The sequence below is a fragment of the Pseudomonas sp. PDM09 genome (genome assembly GCF_014852305.1).
In the GTDB taxonomy this organism is placed as follows: domain Bacteria; phylum Pseudomonadota; class Gammaproteobacteria; order Pseudomonadales; family Pseudomonadaceae; genus Aquipseudomonas.
Map to the genome: position 1 here is coordinate 155,031 of NZ_JACVBI010000010.1, position 20,254 is coordinate 175,284.

Here is a 20,254-nt window from a genome sequence, read left to right on the forward strand (position 1 = left end):
TCATGGCCTCGAGCCGCGCAGCACGACTGGCGCCTGTGGTGGAAATGGCTGAAAAGGCCGAAAAGACCGCGGTCCTGCGCCTGGGGCACTTTCAGGGCCAGGTTCGCCTGGCGGAAAGCAAACTCGCCGACCTGGAAAACTTCCGCCTCGAATACCAGGAACAATGGATCGTACGCGGCAGTAGCGGCGTGTCGGGCCAATGGTTGCTGGGTTATCAGGGGTTTCTCGCACAATTGGGCACGGCCATCGACCAGCAGCGTCAGAGCCTGAACTGGCACCAAAATAACCTGAACAAATCCCGGGAAGCCTGGCAGCAGGCGTTTGCCCGGGTCGAAGGCTTGCGCAAACTGGTTCAGCGCTACAGGGATGAAGCGCGGCAACTGGAAGACAAGCGCGAGCAGAAGCTGCTCGATGAGCTGTCCCAGCGGTTGCCGCGTCAGGATCCGTATTGAAGACCGCGTTATCGTTCTTCGCGGGCAAGCCTCGCTCCTACAGAGGCAGTGTCGAGCGCAACGGTGTGTTCGACCATTTTTCGTAGGAGCGAGGCTTGCCCGCGAAAGCGATTTCACAAACCGAACAACTCTTCAGCCTTGCTCCAGCACCCATCAGGTGCTAAACCTTGTACACGTACGTTCGTTCGCCAATGACAAGGAAGCCGTGAAATGTCAGTCGTTACAGAAGTATCTCAAGATGGGAAAAAGCTGACGATTTCGATCGAGGGGCGATTCGATTTCGGTCGGCATCAGGAGTTTCGCGAGTCCTACGAAAAACTCAACAGTAAACCCGATTCCATTGTGGTGGACCTGAAGAAAGCCACTTATCTCGACAGCTCGGCGTTGGGCATGTTGCTCTTGCTGCGCGATCACGCCGGTGGCGACAACTCCGATATTCGCGTCGTCAACAGCAGTTCCGATGTGAAGAAAATCCTCGCCATCTCCAATTTCGACAAACTGTTCGACATCAGTTGACCGTCATGCAGTCGCTCGAACCGCTGACGATTCTGATCGCCGAAGACAGTGCGGCCGATCGCATGCTGCTGTCGACGATCGTCCGGCGCCAGGGCCATGAAGTGCTGACGGCCGCCAACGGCGCCGAGGCGGTTGAAGTATTCCGCTCGCAGCGACCGCACCTGGTGCTGATGGACGCCATGATGCCGGTGATGGACGGTTTCGAGGCGGCGCAGCAGATCAAGGCGCTGGCCGGCGAAACCCTGGTGCCGATCATCTTTTTGACGTCGCTGACCGAAAGCGAAGCCTTGGCCCGTTGTCTGGAGGCCGGAGGCGACGATTTTCTGGCAAAGCCTTACAACCAGGTGATCCTCGCGGCCAAGGTCAAGGCGATGGACCGCTTGCGACGTTTGCAAGCCACGGTGCTGGAGCAGCGCGACCTGATCGCCAGGCACCACGATTACCTGCTCAACGAACAACGGGTAGCCAAAGCCGTGTTCGACAAGGTCGCTCACTCCGGTTGCCTGAATGCCCCGAACATCCGTTACCTGCAATCGCCCTATGCGCTGTTCAATGGCGATCTGTTGCTGGCCGCGTTCACTCCGGCTGGCGACATGCATGTGCTGCTCGGTGATTTTACCGGCCATGGTTTGCCGGCCGCTGTCGGTGCCATGCCGTTGGCCGAAGTCTTCTATGGCATGACGGCCAAGGGTTACGGTTTGTCCGAAACCCTGCGCGAGATGAACGCCAAGCTCAAACGTATTTTGCCGGTGGACATGTTCTGCTGTGCGGCGCTGCTGTGCCTGAGCTTTCAGCGAGGGTCGGTGGAAGTATGGAACGGCGGGATGCCGGACGGATACCTGCACAGTATCGCCAGTGGCGAGCGCACGGCGCTGACGGCGCGGCACTTGCCGCTGGGCGTACTGAGCTCGCAAACCTTCGATGATCGCACCGAGGTGTTCCCGATGGCCGTCGGCGATCGGGTGTTCCTGCTGTCCGATGGGGTGATCGATACCTGTGATGCCAATGAGCAGTTGTTTGGCGTAGAGCGGCTGGAGCAAGTGTTTGCAACCAATCGTCAGCCCGATGCACTGTTTGAAGAGATCGAGCAGGCACTGCGGGATTTTCGTGGCGAGGCTCGTGATGACGTGAGCATGGTCGAGGTCCGTCTGCTGGAGGCCGCGCAACTGAGCCCGCCGACGCCAGTGTATTCCGACAGCGGCCAGTCGTGCCCGCTGGACTGGTCGGTGAGTTTCGAGTTCCGCGCCGCCACCCTCAAGCGCTTCAATCCTCTGCCGTACTTGTTGCAGTTGCTGCTTGAGGTGCATGGTCTGCGGGCTCAGAGTGGCGCACTCTACAGTGTGCTGGCAGAGCTTTATTCCAATGCTCTGGAGCATGGCGTGTTGGGCCTGGATTCGAGTTTGAAACGCGATGCGGCAGGTTTTGCGCGTTATTATCAGCAGCGCAATGCACGCCTGGACGAGTTGCGCGATGGCTATGTGCGGGTGCATTTGCAGGTGACGCCAAAAGGCGAGGGCGGTTGCCTGGTGGTCCGGGTCGAAGACAGTGGCAAAGGCTTCGATGTGGCGCGGGTCATGGCGCGTCCCGTCGATGACGTCCGTCTGTCAGGACGTGGGGTCAATTTGATCCGCCAGTTGAGCGATCATGCGACCTGGTCCGATAATGGAAGAAGTGCTCGCGTGGAGTTTTTCTGGGAGGCTCTGGCATAATGCCAGGCATTCTTGATCAAGGAGTGAACAAGTGGACGACACACATCTGGACCGTGACGTGCTGAGCGCGTTGCAGGAAGTTATGGAGGACGGGTATCCAGAATTGCTCGATACCTTTCTCGCCGATTCCGAAGAGCGTTTACGCGTCCTGCGAAAGGCCGAGGATGCCGCGCAGCTTATGAATGCTGCCCATAGTTTCAAAGGTAGCAGCAGCAACATGGGCGCCAGTTATCTGGCCAAACTGTGCGGTGAGCTGGAGCAGCGTGCCAAAGAAAAGAGTCTTGTTGGCATTGAACGGCTCATTGATGACATTGACGGCGAATTCGCTATTGTCCGACCGCTCTACGAGGCGGAACGCCAGCGTTCCCTGGCTGAACCAGCATCCGTCCGGCGTTTTTAGCAGCCAGCGAACAAAGCTGGCTCGACCCTTGCTAATAACTTACTCAACTGTACCTACGATCCCAGTGCAGCGGAGACCGTTTTATGCCCGTTACCCCAAACATCCTTCTTCAGGCCGCCACGACGGCCAAGGCTCAAGCCGCATCCGCCAATGCACCGGCGCTGACGGCCGAGCCCGGGGACAAGGCCTCCAGCTTCGCTCAGGTCTATGCCAATCAGGCGCAGAATAAACCCTCCGCCATGGCGGACGGCTCGGCTAAACCCGCACGCGACAAAGTCTCGGACAGCGTCGGCAAAAAGGACGTCAGCAACGACAAGTCTGCCGCCCCGGAACCGACGGTTGCCGATAGCGGCAAATCCTTGCCCGCCGATAAACCGGCGCAGGCTGACGACAAGACGGCCAGCGATGACGCGTCGGATACGGCCGAGGCGTCGACGCCGGTGGCTGATACCGCGCCTGTCGATCCGGCCCTCGATCCTGCGTTGGTGGTGCAGCCGGTGTTGCCCGCTCCTGTGCCGGAAACGCCAACAGTTGTGGCCACTGCGCAATCACAAGTTGAGGCACCTGTCGCTGCCGTCGTTACTGCGGCTGCGGCACAGACTGTTGCAACCATCGATCCGGATTTCGATCCCGAAGCCGATCCTCTCGATGCGCTGCCAGCCTTGCGCATGGCCATGGAGCAGGGCGGGCACGTTTCGCCCGCCAGCCAGGCCCAGCCCAAGGCGGCACCGATCTCGGCTCAAGTCGACGGCGAGCCAACTTCGGCACAGAACTTTGCCACGGGCATGGCGGGCATGCTCGATGTGCAAGCCGATCAGGACAGCACCAGCCAGGGCGGCGAGAAGGCTTTCAGTGGCCTGATCGATGACGGCCTCAAGGATCTCAAGTCCGCCAGCAGCGATACCCGTGTCGATGATTTCGCCAACCGTCTGGCGGCATTGACCCAGGCGGCAACGCCGAAGACTGCCAATGCATTACCGGTAAACCAGCCAATCGCCATGCATCAGAGCGGTTGGACCGAAGAGGTGGTCAACCGGGTGATGTACCTGTCCAGCGCCAATCTCAAGGCGGCCGACATTCAGTTGCAACCGGCCGAGCTGGGGCGCCTGGATATTCGGGTGAACATGGTTCCGGATCAGCAGACCCAGGTGACCTTCATGAGTGCCCATCCAAGCGTTCGTGAAGCGCTCGACGGGCAAATGCATCGCCTGCGTGACATGTTCGCGCAGCAGGGCATGGGCCAGGTCGACGTCAACGTTTCCGATCAGTCCCGTGGCTGGCAGGGGCAGGGTCAGGAACAGGCTCAACAGGGGCAGGGTGGGCGTGCCAACGCCAATGGCGGTCGCCTCGAGTCTGCCGATGATGAGCTTCCCGCGACTGTCGCCGAGGTGGCTGCTACGGCTACCAGCGTGATTGGTTCGAGCGCCGTCGACTACTACGCCTGATCAAGCGCAACACCCCTTGTGGGAGCGGGCTTGCCCGCGATGGCGATCTAACATTCGACTTATATGTTGAATGTGACGACCTCATCGCGGGCAAGCCCGCTCCCACATTTGTTTTGTGGTGTCTCTTAACTCCGCGCCTCAACTCCCTCCAGACACTTCTGGCATAACACTTGCTCTTGCCTTGCCGTGCGACTGTGAAAACCCGAATAGTGACGGATTATTGGCATGGCTAAGAGCGACGCAGCACCCGTGAAAGACCCCGCAACCAAAGGCAAAATCAAGCTGATCATCGTGATCGTCGTGGCCCTGTTGCTGGCGATCGGCTTGTCCGTGGGGGCGACCTGGTTCTTCATGCATAGCGCCCAGAGCAAGCCTGCCCCCGCGGCTGAAACGGCGGTGATCGGCAAGCAGCCAGCGATCTTCGAGCCCATGGCGCCGGCTTTCGTGGCCAACTACAACCAGAACGGTCGCCAGCGCTACATGCAGGTGAGCATCACCCTGCAGGGCCGCAATCAGGCCGATCTGGAAGCGCTCAAAGTCCACATGCCGGTGATTCGCAATAACCTGGTGATGCTGTTTTCCGGTCAGGATTTCGCCACGCTGGCGACCCCGGTCGGCCAGGAAATGTTGCGCCAGAAGGCCACCGCCAGCGTCCAGGAAGTGGCGCAGAAAGAGCTTGGCAAAGTGGTGATCGAACAATTGCTTTTCACTAATTTCGTACTGCAGTAGGAACACGACATGGCCGTGCAGGACCTGCTGTCCCAAGATGAGATCGATGCGCTGTTGCATGGCGTCGACGATGGTCTGGTACAGACCGATAACGCTGCCGAACCCGGCAGCGTCAAAAGCTACGACCTGACCAGCCAGGATCGCATCGTCCGTGGACGCATGCCGACCCTGGAAATGATCAACGAGCGTTTCGCCCGCTACACCCGCATCAGCATGTTCAACATGCTGCGCCGCTCGGCGGACGTTGCCGTCGGTGGCGTGCAGGTGATGAAGTTCGGCGAATACGTGCACTCGCTGTACGTGCCGACCAGCCTCAACCTGGTCAAGATCAAACCGCTGCGCGGCACGGCACTGTTCATCCTCGACGCCAAACTGGTGTTCAAACTGGTGGACAACTTCTTCGGCGGCGATGGCCGTCACGCGAAGATCGAAGGGCGTGAATTCACCCCTACTGAACTGCGTGTGGTGCGCATGGTGCTGGAACAGGCCTTCGTCGATTTGAAGGAAGCCTGGCAGGCGATCATGGAAGTGAACTTCGAGTACATCAACTCGGAAGTGAACCCGGCCATGGCCAACATCGTCGGCCCGAGCGAAGCGGTCGTGGTGTCGACGTTCCACATCGAACTCGATGGTGGTGGCGGCGACCTGCACGTGACCATGCCGTATTCGATGATCGAGCCGGTGCGCGAAATGCTCGACGCCGGCTTCCAGTCGGACCTCGACGATCAGGACGAACGCTGGATCAACGCCTTGCGCCAGGACGTGCTGGACGTCGATGTACCGATCGGTGCCACCGTGGCCCGCCGTCAGCTGCGCCTTCGCGACATCCTGCACATGCAGCCCGGGGACATTATTCCGGTCGAGATGCCGGAAGAAATGATCATGCGCGCCAACGGCGTACCGGCCTTCAAGGTCAAGATGGGCTCGCACAAGGGCAACCTCGCGTTGCAAGTGATCGAGCCGATCGAGCGCCGCTGACCGGCGCTCTCCCCCCCCCCCCTTTAATTGACTGCTCTTGATTGAGCAGGTGCCCGCCGAGGACAAATGATGAACGACGATATGAACGCCCAGGACGACCAGGCACTGGCTGATGAGTGGGCTGCGGCCCTGCAAGAAACCGGTGACGCCGGGCAGGACGATATCGATGCCTTGCTGGCCGCCGACGCCGCCGGTTCGCCGTCCAACCGTCTGCCGATGGAAGAGTTTGGCAGCGTGCCGAGGAACAACGATCCGGTGACGCTGGACGGTCCGAACCTGGACGTGATCCTCGATATTCCGGTGTCGATTTCCATGGAAGTCGGCAGCACTGATATCAACATCCGCAACCTGCTGCAACTCAACCAGGGGTCGGTGATCGAGCTTGACCGTCTGGCCGGCGAGCCGCTGGACGTGCTGGTCAACGGCACGCTCATCGCCCACGGTGAAGTGGTGGTGGTCAACGAAAAGTTCGGCATCCGCCTGACCGACGTGATCAGCCCAAGCGAACGCATCAAGAAGCTGCGCTGAGTGAAAAAGGTTCCGGGTTTTGTGCTGGGGTTGGCGCTGGCCTTGCCGTTCAGCGCGTTGGCGGCCGAGCCGGTAACGACAGCAGCGACAGCGGTTGCCACGCCGGCCGTCAGCAGCGGTGTGGCGGGGCAATTGACGCAATTGGTATTCGGCTTGGTGCTGGTGCTGGGGTTGATCTTCTTCCTCGCCTGGCTGCTGCGCCGGGTCCAGCAGGCCGGGCCGGCCGGCAAGGGTCAGGTGATCGAGCTGATCGGTTCGCGCGCGCTGGGTCCCCGGGACCGTTTGATGCTGGTGCAGGTCGGCAACGAACAGATTCTGCTCGGCCTGAGTCCCGGCAACATCACCGCGTTGCATGTACTCAAGGAACCGGTGCAGGTGCTGGAAAATGCCGAGAAAGCCACGCCGGAATTTGCCCAGCATCTGCTGAAAATGCTCGGCAAGGATCAGAAGGATAAGAAGTAATGGGTGCGTTACGCATCGTCTTGACGCTGGCCCTGATGCTGGCCGCGCCGCTGGCGTTCGCCGCCGATCCGTTGTCGATCCCGGCAATTACCTTGGGCACTAACGCCGAAGGCGCTCAGGAATACTCGGTCAGCCTGCAAATTCTGCTGATCATGACTGCGCTGAGTTTCATCCCGGCGTTCGTCATGCTGATGACCAGTTTCACCCGGATCATCATCGTGTTCTCGATCCTGCGTCAGGCCCTGGGCTTGCAGCAGACACCGTCGAACCAGATCCTCACCGGCATGGCGTTGTTCCTCACCATGTTCATCATGGCGCCGGTGTTCGATCGCGTGAATCAGGATGCCTTGCAGCCGTATCTGGCGGAGAAACTCACCGCTCAGGATGCCGTGACCAAGGCACAGGTGCCGATCAAGGACTTCATGCTGGCCCAGACTCGCAGCAGCGATCTGGAACTGTTCATGCGCTTGTCCAAGCGCACTGACATTGCTTCGCCTGATCAGGCGCCACTGACGATTCTGGTGCCGGCATTCGTGACCTCTGAGCTGAAAACCGCGTTCCAGATCGGCTTCATGATCTTCATCCCGTTCCTGATCATCGATCTTGTGGTGGCTAGCGTGTTGATGGCGATGGGTATGATGATGCTCTCGCCACTGATCATTTCCCTGCCGTTCAAAATCATGTTGTTTGTGCTGGTGGATGGTTGGGCGTTGATCATCGGTACCTTGGCCAGCAGCTTTGGCGGCGTTTCACCATGACGCCGGAAGTGGCCGTAGACATCTTTCGTGAAGCGCTGTGGCTGACCACCATGATGGTCGCCGTGCTGGTGATCCCGAGCTTGCTGGTGGGTTTGTTGGTGGCGATGTTCCAGGCCGCCACCCAGATCAACGAACAGACCCTGAGCTTCCTGCCGCGCCTGCTGGTGATGCTGGTGACGCTGATCGTTGCCGGTCCGTGGCTGGTGCAGACTTTCATGGAATACATCCTGCAGCTGTACGGCAGTATTCCTCAGGTCATCGGCTAAACCATGTCGCTGCTGCAGTTGACCGATACCCAGATCAGCACCTGGGTGGCAACGTTCATGTTGCCGTTGTTTCGCATCGGTTCGTTGCTGATGGTCATGCCGATTTTCGGCACGACGCTGGTGCCCACGCGCGTGCGTTTGTACTTCGCGCTGGCGATCACCGTGGTCATTGCGCCGGGGCTGCCGCCCATGCCCGCCGTCAATGCGCTGGACTTGAGTGCGCTGCTGCTGATTGCCGAACAGATCATCATCGGTGCGGTACTGGGATTCTCCTTGCAGCTGTTCTTCCAGGCGTTCGTGGTTGCCGGGCAAATTGTCGCGATCCAGATGGGCATGGGCTTCGCCTCGATGGTCGACCCTACGAACGGTGTGTCGGTGGCGGTGATCGGGCAGTTTTTCACCATGCTGGTGACCCTGCTGTTCCTGTCAATGAACGGCCATCTGGTGGTGTTCGAAGTGCTCACCGAAAGCTTCACCACGCTGCCGGTCGGCGGCGGCTTGATGGTCCATCATTTCTGGGAATTGGCCGGCAAACTCGGCTGGGTACTTGGTGCGGCGCTGTTACTGGTGTTGCCGGCGATCACGGCGTTGCTGGTGGTCAACATTGCGTTTGGCGTGATGACCCGTGCGGCGCCGCAGTTGAACATCTTCTCGATCGGCTTCCCGCTGACCCTGGTGCTCGGGCTGTTCATTGTCTGGGTCGGTCTGGCAGACATTCTCAATCAGTATCAACCGCTGGCCGCCGAGGCTTTGCAGTTGTTACGCGAACTGGCACGGGCGCGCTGAGTCATGGCTGAGAGCGAAAGCGGTCAGGACAAAACAGAAGACCCCACGGAGAAACGTAAAAAGGACTCCCGTGAGAAGGGCGAAATTGCGCGCTCCAAGGAGCTCAATACTCTGGCGGTCATGCTCGCCGGCGCCGGTGCACTACTGATTTTCGGTGGTGCATTGGCGCAGGACATGATGGAGCTGATGCGGATGAACTTCACGCTGTCGCGGGAAGTGATTCTGGATCAGCGCAACATGGGTACCTTCTTGCTGCACTCGGGACAGATTGCCCTGTTGGCGATTCAGCCGGTGATGATCACTTTGCTGTTGGCTGCGTTGATCGGCCCGATCTCTCTCGGTGGCTGGCTGTTCGCGGCCGGCTCCATGGCGCCCAAGTTCAGTCGCATGAACCCCGGCGCGGGCCTGAAACGGATGTTCTCGGCCAAGGCTTTGGTTGAGCTGCTCAAGGCTCTGGCGAAGTTTTTCATCGTCTTGTTCGTGGCGTTGGCGGTCCTGTCGTCGGACATCGATGATCTGTTGCGCATCGCCCACGAGCCATTGGACATGGCGATCATTCACAGCTTGCAGGTGGTCGGCTGGAGTACCTTGTGGATGGCTTGCGGGCTGATCATCATCGCCGTGGTCGACGTGCCGGTGCAGCTCTGGGAAAGCCACAAGAAGCTGCAGATGACCAAGCAGGAAGTGCGCGACGAGCACAAGGATCAGGAAGGTAAACCAGAGGTCAAGCAGCGCATTCGCCAGTTGCAACGCGAGATGTCGCAGCGGCGGATGATGGCGGCCATTCCCGAGGCCGACGTGGTCATCACCAACCCGACTCACTATGCCGTAGCCCTCAAGTACGACCCGGACAAAGGCAATGCGCCGGTGCTGTTGGCCAAGGGTAGCGATTTCCTTGCCTTGAAAATCCGCGAAATCGCCGTGGCCAACAATGTGCTGCTGCTCGAATCGCCGGCGCTGGCGCGTTCGATCTACTACTCCACCGAGCTGGAGCAGGAAATCCCCGGTGGGCTGTATCTGGCGGTCGCCCAAGTACTGGCCTACGTCTACCAGATTCGCCAGTACCGCGCCGGCAAGGGCAAACGCCCGGATCCGCTCCAGGATGATTTGCCGATTCCACCGGATTTGCGGCGTGATGCCTGAGAGAAAATTGTGATTTCGCAAGTACTGTGCGGACAAGCATCATCGACGTTGTAATCTGTTGTTAATTCAGGCCGCACCTCTTGGTCTGTTGGTGTGGCGAGCATAGGCGAGCACGTTTTGTGAGATATGCCCCTCCCAACGTATGCGATAACTTTGTGCTCGCCTTTCCAAATAAGGCTTAACTGTTTCAAGCCGCCCGTCGGAGAACCTCCTCTACCTGTTACTTTTGATAGTAGACGAGGGGCTGGAACTGCGATGTGATGGCGCCAGGGAAATCGTCCCTACACTTCCCCGCAACTCAGTGGTCTCGACGAGTTTCGAGGGAACAGCAATTATCATGGATAGAGGGTTGAGAACATGGCAGCTAGTGAAATTAAACTAAAATCGATCGAGCCCAGATACGACTTTGATGTCGGTGTACTACACGATGTGCATTTTTTTACACACGGCGGCCAAGGGAGTCTTACCTTGGAAGTCCAATTTTTTGATAAGGAAAAAGAAATGAAATGGGAGGCCTTAACGGCCTATCTAGTAGGACTGGCAGCTAAAAAGCTTAATGCCAATCGATAAGCCTCTCTGCTTGATCTTTGGTTGCAAAAAATCAGAATCCGATACCTAAGCTGGTATCGGATTTTTAATGAGTCCGGCTCGGGCTGCTGGAACTGACCCACAACATCGCCTCTAGCTCTGTCGTGCTGGGTAAAGGCGGCAGTGCCCTATCAATTCAGGTCTGATGGATGACCTATGGAACGACGCAAGACTGAATATAAGCAGTTGGAGGGAACTGTCGGTTATTTGGTGGGGGGCAAGTTGTCTCTTGGGGCGAGCGTTTCGAAGAAATGGCTAGGCAGCATATTCCCGGTAATCTGAATGTTTTTATCAATACTGTCCGGCCCGAACTTGGTGGGCTTATCTATCATATTGGCTCTAACTGTTTTTCCGGTCATGCTGGAAATATTAATTCCAATGAACAACTGTTCAAGATTTTTACAGGCTCGGAAAGTTGTTGTTCCGATTGGTTGGAGGCAAGGTCGCTCGCGGGTGAGCCTCGCTCCCACAGAATCGTAGGCGAGGCATGCCCGCGAGCGACCTTGCAGATGCCACCTCATCCCGCGTCATAACTCCTTGCCGCAAGCCCTTTTTTCGCTGAAGCAAAAGTTGGAAGGCTTCTTGCAATAGCCGCCCTGCGCCTGCTTCAGGCGTCAAAAGTTTGCTTTAAAGGAACGGGGAAAACCGGTGGATCGCTCTCAGTTAATCAACACTGCACGCACAAACGTTGCCGACCTCAGTCGGGGCAATCTGGGCGTGCCGCTGTTGCTGCTGGTCATGCTGGCCATGATGATGCTGCCAGTGCCGCCGTTCCTGCTGGACGTGTTTTTCACCTTCAACATTGCCTTGTCCATCGTCGTGTTGCTGGTCTGCGTGTACGCCTTGCGGCCACTGGATTTTGCGGTGTTCCCGACCATTCTGCTGGTGGCGACGTTGTTGCGACTGGCGTTGAACGTGGCCTCGACACGGGTGGTGATGCTCCACGGGCAGGATGGCCATGCCGCCGCCGGTAAGGTGATTCAGGCCTTCGGTGAGGTGGTGATCGGCGGCAACTACGTGGTTGGTATCGTGGTCTTCGCGATTTTGATGATCATCAACTTTGTCGTAGTGACCAAGGGTGCCGGGCGGATTTCCGAGGTGAGCGCGCGTTTTACCCTCGATGCGATGCCCGGCAAACAGATGGCCATCGATGCCGACTTGAACGCCGGCCTGATCGATCAGAACCAGGCGAAACTGCGCCGGATGGAAGTGGCCCAGGAGGCCGAGTTCTACGGTTCCATGGACGGTGCCAGCAAGTTCGTGCGCGGTGACGCCATCGCCGGCCTGCTGATTCTGTTCATCAACCTGATCGGCGGCATGGCGGTCGGTATCTTCCAGCACGGCATGACCTTTGGCGATGCCGGTCGGGTGTACGCCTTGTTGACCATCGGTGACGGTTTGGTGGCGCAATTGCCATCACTGCTGTTGTCGACTGCCGCTGCGATCATGGTGACCCGTGCTTCCGGCTCGGAAGACATGGGCAAGCAGATCAATCGTCAGATGTTCGCCTCGCCGAAAGCCTTGGCAGTGGCCGCTGGCTTGATGGCGGTGATGGGTCTGGTGCCAGGCATGCCGCACTTCTCCTTTCTCAGCATGGCCGCCTTGGCGGCCGGCGGCGCTTACCTGTTCTGGAAGAAGCAGAACACGGTCAAGGTTCAGGCCCTGCAAGAGGTCAAGCGTCAGCAGGAACTGTTGCCATCGCCGGCTCGCGCCCAGGAAACCAAAGAGCTTGGCTGGGATGACGTGACCCCGATCGACATGATCGGCCTGGAAGTCGGCTACCGCCTGATCCCGCTGGTGGATCGCAACCAGGGTGGTCAGTTGCTGGCACGGATCAAGGGCGTGCGTAAAAAGCTGTCCCAGGACCTGGGCTTTCTGATGCCGACGGTGCATATCCGTGACAACCTCGACCTGGCGCCAAGCGCCTACCGCCTGACCCTGATGGGCGTGATCCTGGCCGAGGCCGAGATTTACCCGGACCGCGAACTGGCGATTAACCCGGGGCAGGTCTACGGCACGCTCAATGGCATTACCGCCAAAGATCCGGCTTTTGGTCTGGAGGCGGTCTGGATCGAAATCAGCCAGCGTGCCCAGGCGCAATCCCTCGGCTACACCGTGGTCGATGCCAGTACAGTCGTGGCAACCCACTTGAACCAGATTTTGTACAAGCACTCCAGCGAGTTGATCGGCCACGAAGAAGTCCAGCAACTCATGCAATTGCTGGCCAAAAGCTCACCGAAACTGGCTGAGGAACTGGTGCCGGGGGTGGTTACGCTGTCGCAGCTGCTCAAGGTCTTGCAAGCATTACTGGCCGAACAGGTGCCGGTACGGGACATTCGCAGCATCGCCGAAGCCATCGCGAATAACGCCGCCAAGAGTCAAGATACTGCCGCTTTGGTGGCCGCGGTGCGCGTCGGCGTATCCCGTGCAATCGTCCAAAGCATTGTAGGCACTGAGTCGCAGCTGCCTGTGATCACCTTGGAGCCAAGGTTGGAACAAATATTGCTCAATAGTCTTCAGAAGGCAGGACAAGGCTCGGAAGAGGGCGTTCTGCTGGAGCCAAGCATGGCAGAGAAACTGCAACGTTCGTTGATCGAAGCGGCGCAGCGTCAGGAAATGCAAGGTCAACCGGTGATTCTGCTGGTGGCCGGTCCGGTTCGCGCGATGCTCTCGCGATTCGGCCGACTGGCAGTCCCGGGTTTGCATGTGTTGGCTTACCAGGAAATCCCTGACAACAAGCAAGTGACCATCGTTGCGACAGTAGGGCCCAACGGCTGAGGTAGTGGTTTATGCAAGTTAAGCGTTTTTTCGCCGCCGATATGCGTCAGGCCATGAAACTGGTTCGTGATGAGCTGGGCGCTGATGCCGCCATCATTGGCAATCGCCGGATTGCCGGCGGTGTCGAGCTGACGGCTGCCCTGGATTACAAATTGTCGGCGCTGGCCCCGCGTGTTCCGAACATGGAGCTCGAGGACGAGCTGCGCAAGACTCAGTCGCGGATCGTGACCGCCCAGGCCGAATTGAGCCTGCGTAGCGACGGCGAGAGCGACAACAGCACCAATCGCCAATTGTTCGCCGGCCTGCCGCTGACCGCCGCCGAGCCACTGATCGAATCGACTTACGCTGAACCTCGTCGTGCTGCACCAGCCCCCGCGCCAGCCTCCGGTGGAGTTGACCCGCGAGCCTTCGATTCGATGCGTTTCGAGCTCAACAGCTTGCGTGAACTGATGGAAGTGCAACTCGGCTCGCTGGCCTGGAATCAGCTGCAAGGCAGCCGTCCGGCCCAGGCCAACCTCTGGCGTCGCCTGCAACGCATCGGTCTGTCCGGCCCGTTGTCGCGCGATCTGCTGGCACTGATTACCGATATTGATGAACCCCGTCAGGCCTGGCGCATGTTGCTCGCGCACCTGGCGCGGATGATCGCCACTCCGCAAGTCGAGCCACTGGAAGAGGGTGGTGTGATTGCCATGGTTGGCCCGGCCGGCATGGGCAAGACCACCACGCTAGCCAAGCTCGCAGCGCGTTATGTGCTCAAGTACGGCGCGCAAAACATCGCGCTGGTGAGCATGGACAGCTATCGCATCGGCGCTCAGGAACAGCTCAAGACCCTGGGCCGCATCCTCAACGTGTCGGTCACCCACGTCGACCCGGGCCAATCGCTGGTGCAGGCGCTGGAGCCTTTGCTGCGCAAACGCGTGGTGCTGATCGATACCGCCGGCCTGCAAGCCAGCGATCCGGCACTGCGCATGCAGCTCGAAAGCCTGGCCGGACGGGGCATCAAATCAAAAAATTATCTGGTCTTGGCAACCACTAGCCAGAAACAGGTTCTAACCGCCGCTTATCACAGTTACAAACGTTGCGGCCTTGCCGGCTGCATCCTGACTAAACTGGATGAAACGGCAAGCTTGGGCGAGGTGTTGAGCCTGGCCATCAGTCATGAACTGCCGGTGGCTTACCTGACCGATGGTCCGCGGATTCCGGATGATTTGCATCTGCCGCGTCGTCATCAGTTGGTCAGCCGCGCCGTTAGCGTGCAAATGCAGGAAGAACCCAGCGAAGAAGCCATGGCTGACATGTTCGCTGATATTTACCACAGCCCGACCAAGCAGGTTGGCTGAGGTACTAATGAACAGTTTTTGTACCTACATCGATGGTCTGCCATGCATTGTTCTGTTGATGAACGCGCAGCCAGTAATGTGGCCTCCGTCTAAGTAAGACAAGGTAAAGAAATAACATGGGCAGCATGCATCCCGTACAGGTGATCGCGGTGACCGGCGGCAAAGGTGGCGTCGGGAAGACTAACGTGTCAGTGAACTTGTCCCTGGCTCTAGCTGAGCTCGGCCGGCGCGTCATGCTGCTGGATGCCGATCTGGGACTGGCGAACGTCGACGTCCTGCTGGGACTGACACCCAAACGCACGCTGGCCGACGTGATCGAAGGCCGCTGTGAGCTGCGCGACGTGCTGTTGCAAGGACCCGGCGGCATCCGCATCGTCCCGGCGGCGTCCGGCACCCAGAGCATGGTTCATTTGAGCCCGGCCCAGCATGCCGGCCTGATCCAGGCTTTCAGCGACATCGGCGACAACCTCGACGTATTGGTGATCGACACCGCTGCGGGTATTGGTGACTCGGTAGTCAGTTTCGTTCGCGCAGCCCAGGAAGTGCTGCTGGTGGTGTGCGATGAGCCGACCTCGATTACCGACGCCTACGCGCTGATCAAATTGCTGAATCGCGACTACGGCATGAACCGCTTCCGCGTCCTGGCCAACATGGCGCAGAGCCCGCAGGAAGGCCGCAATCTGTTCGCCAAGTTGACCAAGGTCACGGATCGTTTCCTCGACGTCGCCTTACAGTACGTTGGTGCCGTGCCTTACGACGAAAGCGTGCGCAAGGCCGTGCAGAAGCAGCGTGCTGTCTACGAAGCCTTCCCGCGTTCCAAATGCGCCCTGGCATTCAAGGCCATTGCGCAGAAGGTCGATACCTGGCCACTGCCGGCCAACCCGCGTGGGCACCTGGAGTTTTTCGTCGAACGCCTCGTGCAACAGACCGCAGGACCCGTCCTATGACAGCCAGTGGCTACAACCTCTACAAGAAGTCGGCACGTGACGCGCAGTACGAGCTGATCGAGCGTTACGCACCACTGGTCAAACGCATTGCCTATCACTTGCTGGCGCGTTTGCCGGCCAGTGTCCAGGTCGAAGACCTGATCCAGGCCGGGATGATCGGCCTGCTTGAAGTATCAACCAAATACGACGCCAGCAAAGGCGCGAGCTTCGAGACGTACGCGGGCATTCGAATCCGCGGCGCGATGCTCGATGAAGTGCGCAAGGGGGACTGGGCGCCACGTTCGGTTCACCGCAATACCCGCATGGTCAGCGACGCAATTCGCTCGATTGAAGCTAAAACCGGCCGTGACGCTAAAGATCACGAAGTTGCGGCCGAACTCCAATTGAGTCTCGACGATTATTACGGGATTTTGAACGACACCCTCGGTAGCCGGTTATTCAGTTTCGACGATCTGTTGCAGGACGGCGAACACGAAGGGCTGCACGAGGATGGCGCCAGTGCTCATCTCGAGCCGTCACGCGATCTGGAAGATGAACGCTTCCAGGCGGCGCTGGCGGACGCGATTGCCAATTTGCCGGAGCGTGAGCGACTGGTGTTGGCGCTGTACTACGACGAAGAGTTGAATCTCAAGGAAATCGGTGAGGTCCTGGGGGTCAGCGAATCGCGGGTCAGCCAGTTACACAGCCAGTGCGCGGCCCGTTTGCGGGGGCGTTTGGGGGAGTGGCGAGCGCGCTGACAGGCAGTGTGGGGACACTGCGAACGAGGTGGGTACGGCATTTTGCTGCATCGGCCACGGCCCGTTGTAATCCATACAACTGTTGAGTGTTACGCCGAATTGATTTAACGGCGCGTTCAGGTGCTGCGCGCGTTTTAAGACTGCTTGGAGGTCGAATTGGACAAGAATATGAAAATCCTCATTGTTGATGACTTCTCAACGATGCGGCGGATCATAAAAAACCTGTTGCGTGACCTTGGGTTCACCAACACGGTCGAGGCGGATGACGGTATTACCGCGATTCCGGTCCTCAACAGCGGGAGCATCGACTTTCTGGTAACGGACTGGAACATGCCCGGCATGACCGGTATTGATCTGCTGCGCCACGTGCGTGCCGATGAAAAACTCAAACACCTGCCGGTGTTGATGGTCACGGCCGAAGCCAAGCGCGAGCAAATCATCGAAGCCGCTCAGGCGGGCGTGAACGGCTATGTGGTCAAGCCATTCACGGCTCAAGCGTTGAAAGACAAGATTGAAAAGATCTTCGAACGCATCGGTTGATGTGCAAAGCCAGTCCGTCACGGGGGAGCTATGGAGCATAACGAATCTTCACAGGGTGATTTTGAGTCGACCCTGAAAAAACACGCGGTCGAACTGGTCGAAAGCCTTGAAAAAGGCAGGTTCGGCGACGCTGTGCAACTGATCCATGAGCTCAACCAGACCCGTGACCGCGGCCTGTATCAGGAAGTGGGCAAGCTCACTCGCGAGCTGCATAGCGCGATCGTCAATTTCCAGATTGACCCGCACATGCCGCAAGCCGAGGAAGTGTCTCAGATCACGGATGCCACCGAGCGCCTGGGGTATGTGGTCAAGCTGACCGAGGCCGCGGCCAACCGCACCATGGACCTGGTGGAAAACGCCACACCGCTGATCAACAGCCTGAGCGACGAAGCTCAGGCGCTGAGCACGGATTGGGGACGGTTCATGCGTCGCGAAGTCGGGGCCGAAGAGTTCCGCGAACTGGCTCGGCGGGTCGACGGTTTCCTGACCCGCAGCAGTGAAGACAACCGCATCGTGTCGAGCAACCTCAACGACATTCTGCTGGCCCAGGATTACCAGGACCTCACCGGTCAGGTGATCAAGCGCGTGACCCAGTTGGTCACCGAAGTTGAAAGCAACCTGCTCAAGCTCGTGCTCATGGCCAGTCAGGTCGACCGCTTTGCGGGTATCGAACATGACCGTGAAGCGATGCTGGCTGAAAAAGATCCGCAAAAACATCTCTCTCAGGGTGAAGGTCCGCAGATTCATGCCGATAAAAGAGAAGACGTTGTGTCCGGTCAGGACGATGTGGACGATTTGTTATCCAGCCTAGGATTCTAGAGTTTTGGCATTTTAGGTTTTTTAGGTTTTTAGACCTCAGGAGCACCCCCCTTAATGAGCTTCGGCGCCGATGAAGAGATCCTTCAGGATTTCCTGGTTGAGGCCGGCGAGATTCTAGAGCAACTGTCCGAACAACTGGTCGAGCTTGAAAGCCGACCGGATGATGCGGATTTGCTCAATGCAATTTTTCGCGGTTTTCACACTGTAAAAGGGGGCGCCGGCTTCCTCCAGCTCAACGAGTTGGTGGAGTGCTGTCACATCGCCGAGAACGTGTTCGACATCCTGCGCAAGGGTGAACGACGCGTCGACTCGGAACTGATGGACGTGGTTCTCGAGGCACTGGACGCGGTGAACGGCATGTTCAGCGAAGTCCGCGAACGCAGCCCGATCACGGCTGCCACGCCTGAGTTGCTTGCAGCGTTGGCCCGTCTGGCCGAGCCGCAAACCGCCGATGAGTCGGCACCGGTCGCCGAGGTGGTGGAAGAACCTGCCGCTGAAGAATCGGGCGACATTACGGATAACGAATTCGAACAATTGCTGGACTCGCTGAATGCCGTCAAGGCTCAAGCCGAGGCTCCAGCGGCTGCGCCAGTGCCGACCAGCGACGCCTCTGCCAGCGACGAAATCACCGATGCCGAGTTCGAGTCGTTGCTCGATCAATTGCACGGCAAAGGCCAGTTCGCCCCCGATGCAGTGGTCGCGGCGCCCGCCGCACCGGCGGCCCCGAAAGCGGCAGGCGACAGCTCCGACATCACCGACGACGAGTTCGAAGCACTGCTCGACCAGTTGCACGGCAAAGGCAACTTTGCGGTCGATGCATTGGAGTCGGCGATTGCTTCGGCTCCGGCCCCGGCTGCGCCAACCGCTAAAGCGGCCGGCGACGATCTGATCTCCGATCACGAGTTCGAATCACTGCTCGACGAATTGCATGGCAAAGGCAAGTTCACCGAGGTTGGCACTGGCGCAGTGGTTTCTGCTCCTGTCGCCAAGGCGCCAGCACCGGTTGCGAAACCTGTGGCCAAAGCGCCCGAGCCAAAAGCCGAAGCGCCGAAACCGGCCGCCGCTGCTGCACCGGCACCTGCTCGTGCCCCGACCGCACCGCCACCGGAAAAACCGGCCAGCGAAGCCGAGACCACCGTGCGGGTCGATACCGCGCGTCTCGACGAGATCATGAACATGGTCGGCGAGCTGGTACTGGTGCGTAACCGCCTGGTCCGCCTGGGCCTCAACAGCGGCGACGAAGCCATGTCCAAGGCCGTGTCGAACCTCGACGTGGTCACGGCCGACCTGCAAACCGCGGTCATGAAGACCCGGATGCAGCCGATCAAGAAAGTCTTCGGGCGCTTCCCGCGTCTGGTTCGCGACCTGGCTCGCCAGCTCAAGAAAGAGATCAACCTGGAGCTGGTCGGTGAAGAAACCGACCTCGACAAGAACCTCGTCGAGGCCCTGGCCGACCCGCTGGTCCACTTGGTGCGCAACTCGGTCGACCACGGTATTGAAGAGCCGGCTGAGCGCGAAGCGATGGGCAAGCCTCGCAGCGGCAAGGTGATTCTGTCCGCGGAACAGGAAGGCGACCATATCCTGCTGTCCATCTCCGATGATGGCAAAGGCATGGACGCCGATGTTCTGCGCGGTATCGCCGTGAAGAAAGGCCTGATGGACAAGGATGCGGCGGACCGTCTCAGCGAGACCGATTGCTTCAACCTGATCTTCGCTCCGGGGTTCTCGACCAAGACCGAGATTTCCGATGTCTCCGGGCGCGGCGTGGGCATGGACGTGGTGAAAACCAAGATTGCCCAGCTCAACGGCACCATCAATATCTACTCGACCAAGGGCAAGGGCTCGAAGATCGTCATCAAGGTCCCGTTGACCCTGGCGATCATGCCGACGCTGATGGTCATGCTCGGCAACCAGGCGTTCGCGTTCCCGCTGGTGAACGTCAACGAGATCTTCCACCTCGACCTGTCGCGCACCAACGTGGTGGATGGCCAGGAAGTGGTGATCGTGCGGGACAAGGCGTTGCCGCTGTTCTACCTCAAGCGCTGGCTGGTCAGCTCCGCCGCTCACGAAGAGCAGCGCGAAGGCCATGTGGTGATCCTTTCGGTGGGCACTCAGCGGATCGGCTTCGTCGTCGATCAACTGGTGGGCCAGGAAGAAGTGGTCATCAAGCCATTGGGCAAAATGCTCCAGGGAACCCCGGGCATGTCCGGCGCCACCATTACCGGTGACGGCCGCATTGCGCTGATTCTCGATGTTCCGAGCATGCTCAAGCGTTACGCCGCACGGCGTATTTGATTCTGCGGGAGCGGGGCGACTGAGCCTCGCCCCGTCTA

General features: G+C 59.0%; 21 protein-coding genes. All 21 read left to right on the forward strand.

The genetic code is table 11. The features are described 5' to 3' along the window. Positions 1–2 precede the first annotated feature (2 nt). The 21 genes from fliJ (at position 3) to IB250_RS23205 (ending at position 20,216) form a co-directional block, all read left to right on the forward strand. Positions 3–452, forward strand: a complete 450-nt coding sequence (gene fliJ / locus IB250_RS23105; protein ID WP_063342911.1) for a flagellar export protein FliJ — start codon at positions 3–5, stop codon at positions 450–452. 210 nt (positions 453–662) lie between these two features. Then, positions 663–968: an STAS domain-containing protein gene (locus IB250_RS23110; RefSeq protein WP_192345713.1), complete on the forward strand. Its 306-nt coding sequence runs from the start codon at positions 663–665 to the stop codon at positions 966–968. Positions 969–973: 5 nt separating this feature from the next. Next, a complete protein-coding gene (locus IB250_RS23115) occupies positions 974–2,677 on the forward strand; it encodes a fused response regulator/phosphatase (protein WP_192345714.1) in 1,704 nt (567 codons plus the stop codon). 31 nt (positions 2,678–2,708) lie between these two features. Next, complete coding sequence (locus IB250_RS23120; protein WP_007894201.1) at positions 2,709–3,077, forward strand: Hpt domain-containing protein; 369 nt, start codon at positions 2,709–2,711, stop codon at positions 3,075–3,077. An 83-nt stretch (positions 3,078–3,160) separates the two neighbouring features. Next, positions 3,161–4,522 (forward strand): flagellar hook-length control protein FliK, encoded by a 1,362-nt coding sequence (locus tag IB250_RS23125; RefSeq protein WP_192345715.1) that lies wholly within the window; start codon positions 3,161–3,163, stop codon positions 4,520–4,522. Positions 4,523–4,747: 225 nt separating this feature from the next. After that, the gene (gene fliL / locus IB250_RS23130) at positions 4,748–5,251 is read left to right on the forward strand and encodes a flagellar basal body-associated protein FliL (protein WP_008072628.1); all 504 of its coding nucleotides are present in this window, start codon (positions 4,748–4,750) and stop codon (positions 5,249–5,251) included. A 9-nt stretch (positions 5,252–5,260) separates the two neighbouring features. After that, on the forward strand, positions 5,261–6,229 hold the full coding sequence (gene fliM, locus IB250_RS23135) for a flagellar motor switch protein FliM (protein ID WP_008072629.1): 969 nt from the start codon (positions 5,261–5,263) through the stop codon (positions 6,227–6,229). A 69-nt stretch (positions 6,230–6,298) separates the two neighbouring features. After that, on the forward strand, positions 6,299–6,757 hold the full coding sequence (fliN, locus tag IB250_RS23140; protein WP_095052254.1) for a flagellar motor switch protein FliN: 459 nt from the start codon (positions 6,299–6,301) through the stop codon (positions 6,755–6,757). Further along, positions 6,758–7,219 (forward strand): flagellar biosynthetic protein FliO, encoded by a 462-nt coding sequence (fliO, locus tag IB250_RS23145; RefSeq protein WP_192345716.1) that lies wholly within the window; start codon positions 6,758–6,760, stop codon positions 7,217–7,219. It abuts the gene before it with no gap. Next, positions 7,219–7,977, forward strand: a complete 759-nt coding sequence (gene fliP / locus IB250_RS23150) for a flagellar type III secretion system pore protein FliP (protein ID WP_030130550.1) — start codon at positions 7,219–7,221, stop codon at positions 7,975–7,977. Before fliO ends, fliP begins: the two co-directional genes overlap by 1 nt. Next, positions 7,974–8,243 carry a flagellar biosynthesis protein FliQ gene (fliQ, locus tag IB250_RS23155; RefSeq protein ID WP_007948918.1) on the forward strand — a complete coding sequence of 90 codons (270 nt, stop codon included), beginning with the start codon at positions 7,974–7,976 and terminating at the stop codon, positions 8,241–8,243. The genes fliP and fliQ overlap by 4 nt, the downstream gene beginning before the upstream one ends. Before the next feature lie 3 nt (positions 8,244–8,246). Next, positions 8,247–9,029, forward strand: coding sequence for a flagellar biosynthetic protein FliR (gene fliR, locus IB250_RS23160; RefSeq protein ID WP_192345717.1), 783 nt, complete (start codon positions 8,247–8,249; stop codon positions 9,027–9,029). 3 nt (positions 9,030–9,032) lie between these two features. Beyond that, the gene (gene flhB / locus IB250_RS23165; RefSeq protein ID WP_192345718.1) at positions 9,033–10,172 is read left to right on the forward strand and encodes a flagellar biosynthesis protein FlhB; all 1,140 of its coding nucleotides are present in this window, start codon (positions 9,033–9,035) and stop codon (positions 10,170–10,172) included. 357 nt (positions 10,173–10,529) lie between these two features. Then, positions 10,530–10,742, forward strand: a complete 213-nt coding sequence (locus tag IB250_RS23170; RefSeq protein WP_192345719.1) for a hypothetical protein — start codon at positions 10,530–10,532, stop codon at positions 10,740–10,742. 666 nt (positions 10,743–11,408) lie between these two features. Next, entirely contained in the window at positions 11,409–13,538 is a 2,130-nt protein-coding gene (gene flhA / locus IB250_RS23175; protein ID WP_192345720.1) for a flagellar biosynthesis protein FlhA, read from the forward strand. Between the two features lie 11 nt (positions 13,539–13,549). Then, positions 13,550–14,878 (forward strand): flagellar biosynthesis protein FlhF, encoded by a 1,329-nt coding sequence (gene flhF / locus IB250_RS23180; protein WP_192345721.1) that lies wholly within the window; start codon positions 13,550–13,552, stop codon positions 14,876–14,878. 116 nt (positions 14,879–14,994) lie between these two features. Continuing rightward, positions 14,995–15,825, forward strand: a complete 831-nt coding sequence (fleN, locus tag IB250_RS23185; protein ID WP_003222917.1) for a flagellar synthesis regulator FleN — start codon at positions 14,995–14,997, stop codon at positions 15,823–15,825. After that, entirely contained in the window at positions 15,822–16,562 is a 741-nt protein-coding gene (gene fliA, locus IB250_RS23190) for an RNA polymerase sigma factor FliA (RefSeq protein ID WP_007894214.1), read from the forward strand. Before fleN ends, fliA begins: the two co-directional genes overlap by 4 nt. Positions 16,563–16,730: 168 nt before the next feature. After that, positions 16,731–17,102, forward strand: a complete 372-nt coding sequence (locus IB250_RS23195; RefSeq protein ID WP_008072643.1) for a chemotaxis response regulator CheY — start codon at positions 16,731–16,733, stop codon at positions 17,100–17,102. 30 nt (positions 17,103–17,132) lie between these two features. Beyond that, entirely contained in the window at positions 17,133–17,921 is a 789-nt protein-coding gene (locus IB250_RS23200; protein ID WP_095051772.1) for a protein phosphatase CheZ, read from the forward strand. A gap of 54 nt (positions 17,922–17,975) precedes the next feature. After that, positions 17,976–20,216: a chemotaxis protein CheA gene (locus IB250_RS23205; protein WP_192345722.1), complete on the forward strand. Its 2,241-nt coding sequence runs from the start codon at positions 17,976–17,978 to the stop codon at positions 20,214–20,216. The last annotated feature ends 38 nt before the right edge of the window (positions 20,217–20,254 follow it).

What these genes read in the sequence shown, in the direction of transcription:
- fliJ (WP_063342911.1), top strand. Translation starts at nt 3, where the DNA reads ATGGCCTCGAGCCGCGCAGCACGACTGGCGCCTGTGGTGGAAATGGCT.
- IB250_RS23110 (WP_192345713.1), top strand. Translation starts at nt 663, where the DNA reads ATGTCAGTCGTTACAGAAGTATCTCAAGATGGGAAAAAGCTGACGATT.
- IB250_RS23115 (WP_192345714.1), top strand. Translation starts at nt 974, where the DNA reads ATGCAGTCGCTCGAACCGCTGACGATTCTGATCGCCGAAGACAGTGCG.
- IB250_RS23125 (WP_192345715.1), top strand. Translation starts at nt 3,161, where the DNA reads ATGCCCGTTACCCCAAACATCCTTCTTCAGGCCGCCACGACGGCCAAG.
- fliL (WP_008072628.1), top strand. Translation starts at nt 4,748, where the DNA reads ATGGCTAAGAGCGACGCAGCACCCGTGAAAGACCCCGCAACCAAAGGC.
- fliM (WP_008072629.1), top strand. Translation starts at nt 5,261, where the DNA reads ATGGCCGTGCAGGACCTGCTGTCCCAAGATGAGATCGATGCGCTGTTG.
- fliN (WP_095052254.1), top strand. Translation starts at nt 6,299, where the DNA reads ATGAACGACGATATGAACGCCCAGGACGACCAGGCACTGGCTGATGAG.
- fliP (WP_030130550.1), top strand. Translation starts at nt 7,219, where the DNA reads ATGGGTGCGTTACGCATCGTCTTGACGCTGGCCCTGATGCTGGCCGCG.
- fliQ (WP_007948918.1), top strand. Translation starts at nt 7,974, where the DNA reads ATGACGCCGGAAGTGGCCGTAGACATCTTTCGTGAAGCGCTGTGGCTG.
- fliR (WP_192345717.1), top strand. Translation starts at nt 8,247, where the DNA reads ATGTCGCTGCTGCAGTTGACCGATACCCAGATCAGCACCTGGGTGGCA.
- flhB (WP_192345718.1), top strand. Translation starts at nt 9,033, where the DNA reads ATGGCTGAGAGCGAAAGCGGTCAGGACAAAACAGAAGACCCCACGGAG.
- IB250_RS23170 (WP_192345719.1), top strand. Translation starts at nt 10,530, where the DNA reads ATGGCAGCTAGTGAAATTAAACTAAAATCGATCGAGCCCAGATACGAC.
- flhF (WP_192345721.1), top strand. Translation starts at nt 13,550, where the DNA reads ATGCAAGTTAAGCGTTTTTTCGCCGCCGATATGCGTCAGGCCATGAAA.
- fleN (WP_003222917.1), top strand. Translation starts at nt 14,995, where the DNA reads ATGGGCAGCATGCATCCCGTACAGGTGATCGCGGTGACCGGCGGCAAA.
- fliA (WP_007894214.1), top strand. Translation starts at nt 15,822, where the DNA reads ATGACAGCCAGTGGCTACAACCTCTACAAGAAGTCGGCACGTGACGCG.
- IB250_RS23195 (WP_008072643.1), top strand. Translation starts at nt 16,731, where the DNA reads ATGAAAATCCTCATTGTTGATGACTTCTCAACGATGCGGCGGATCATA.
- IB250_RS23200 (WP_095051772.1), top strand. Translation starts at nt 17,133, where the DNA reads ATGGAGCATAACGAATCTTCACAGGGTGATTTTGAGTCGACCCTGAAA.
- IB250_RS23205 (WP_192345722.1), top strand. Translation starts at nt 17,976, where the DNA reads ATGAGCTTCGGCGCCGATGAAGAGATCCTTCAGGATTTCCTGGTTGAG.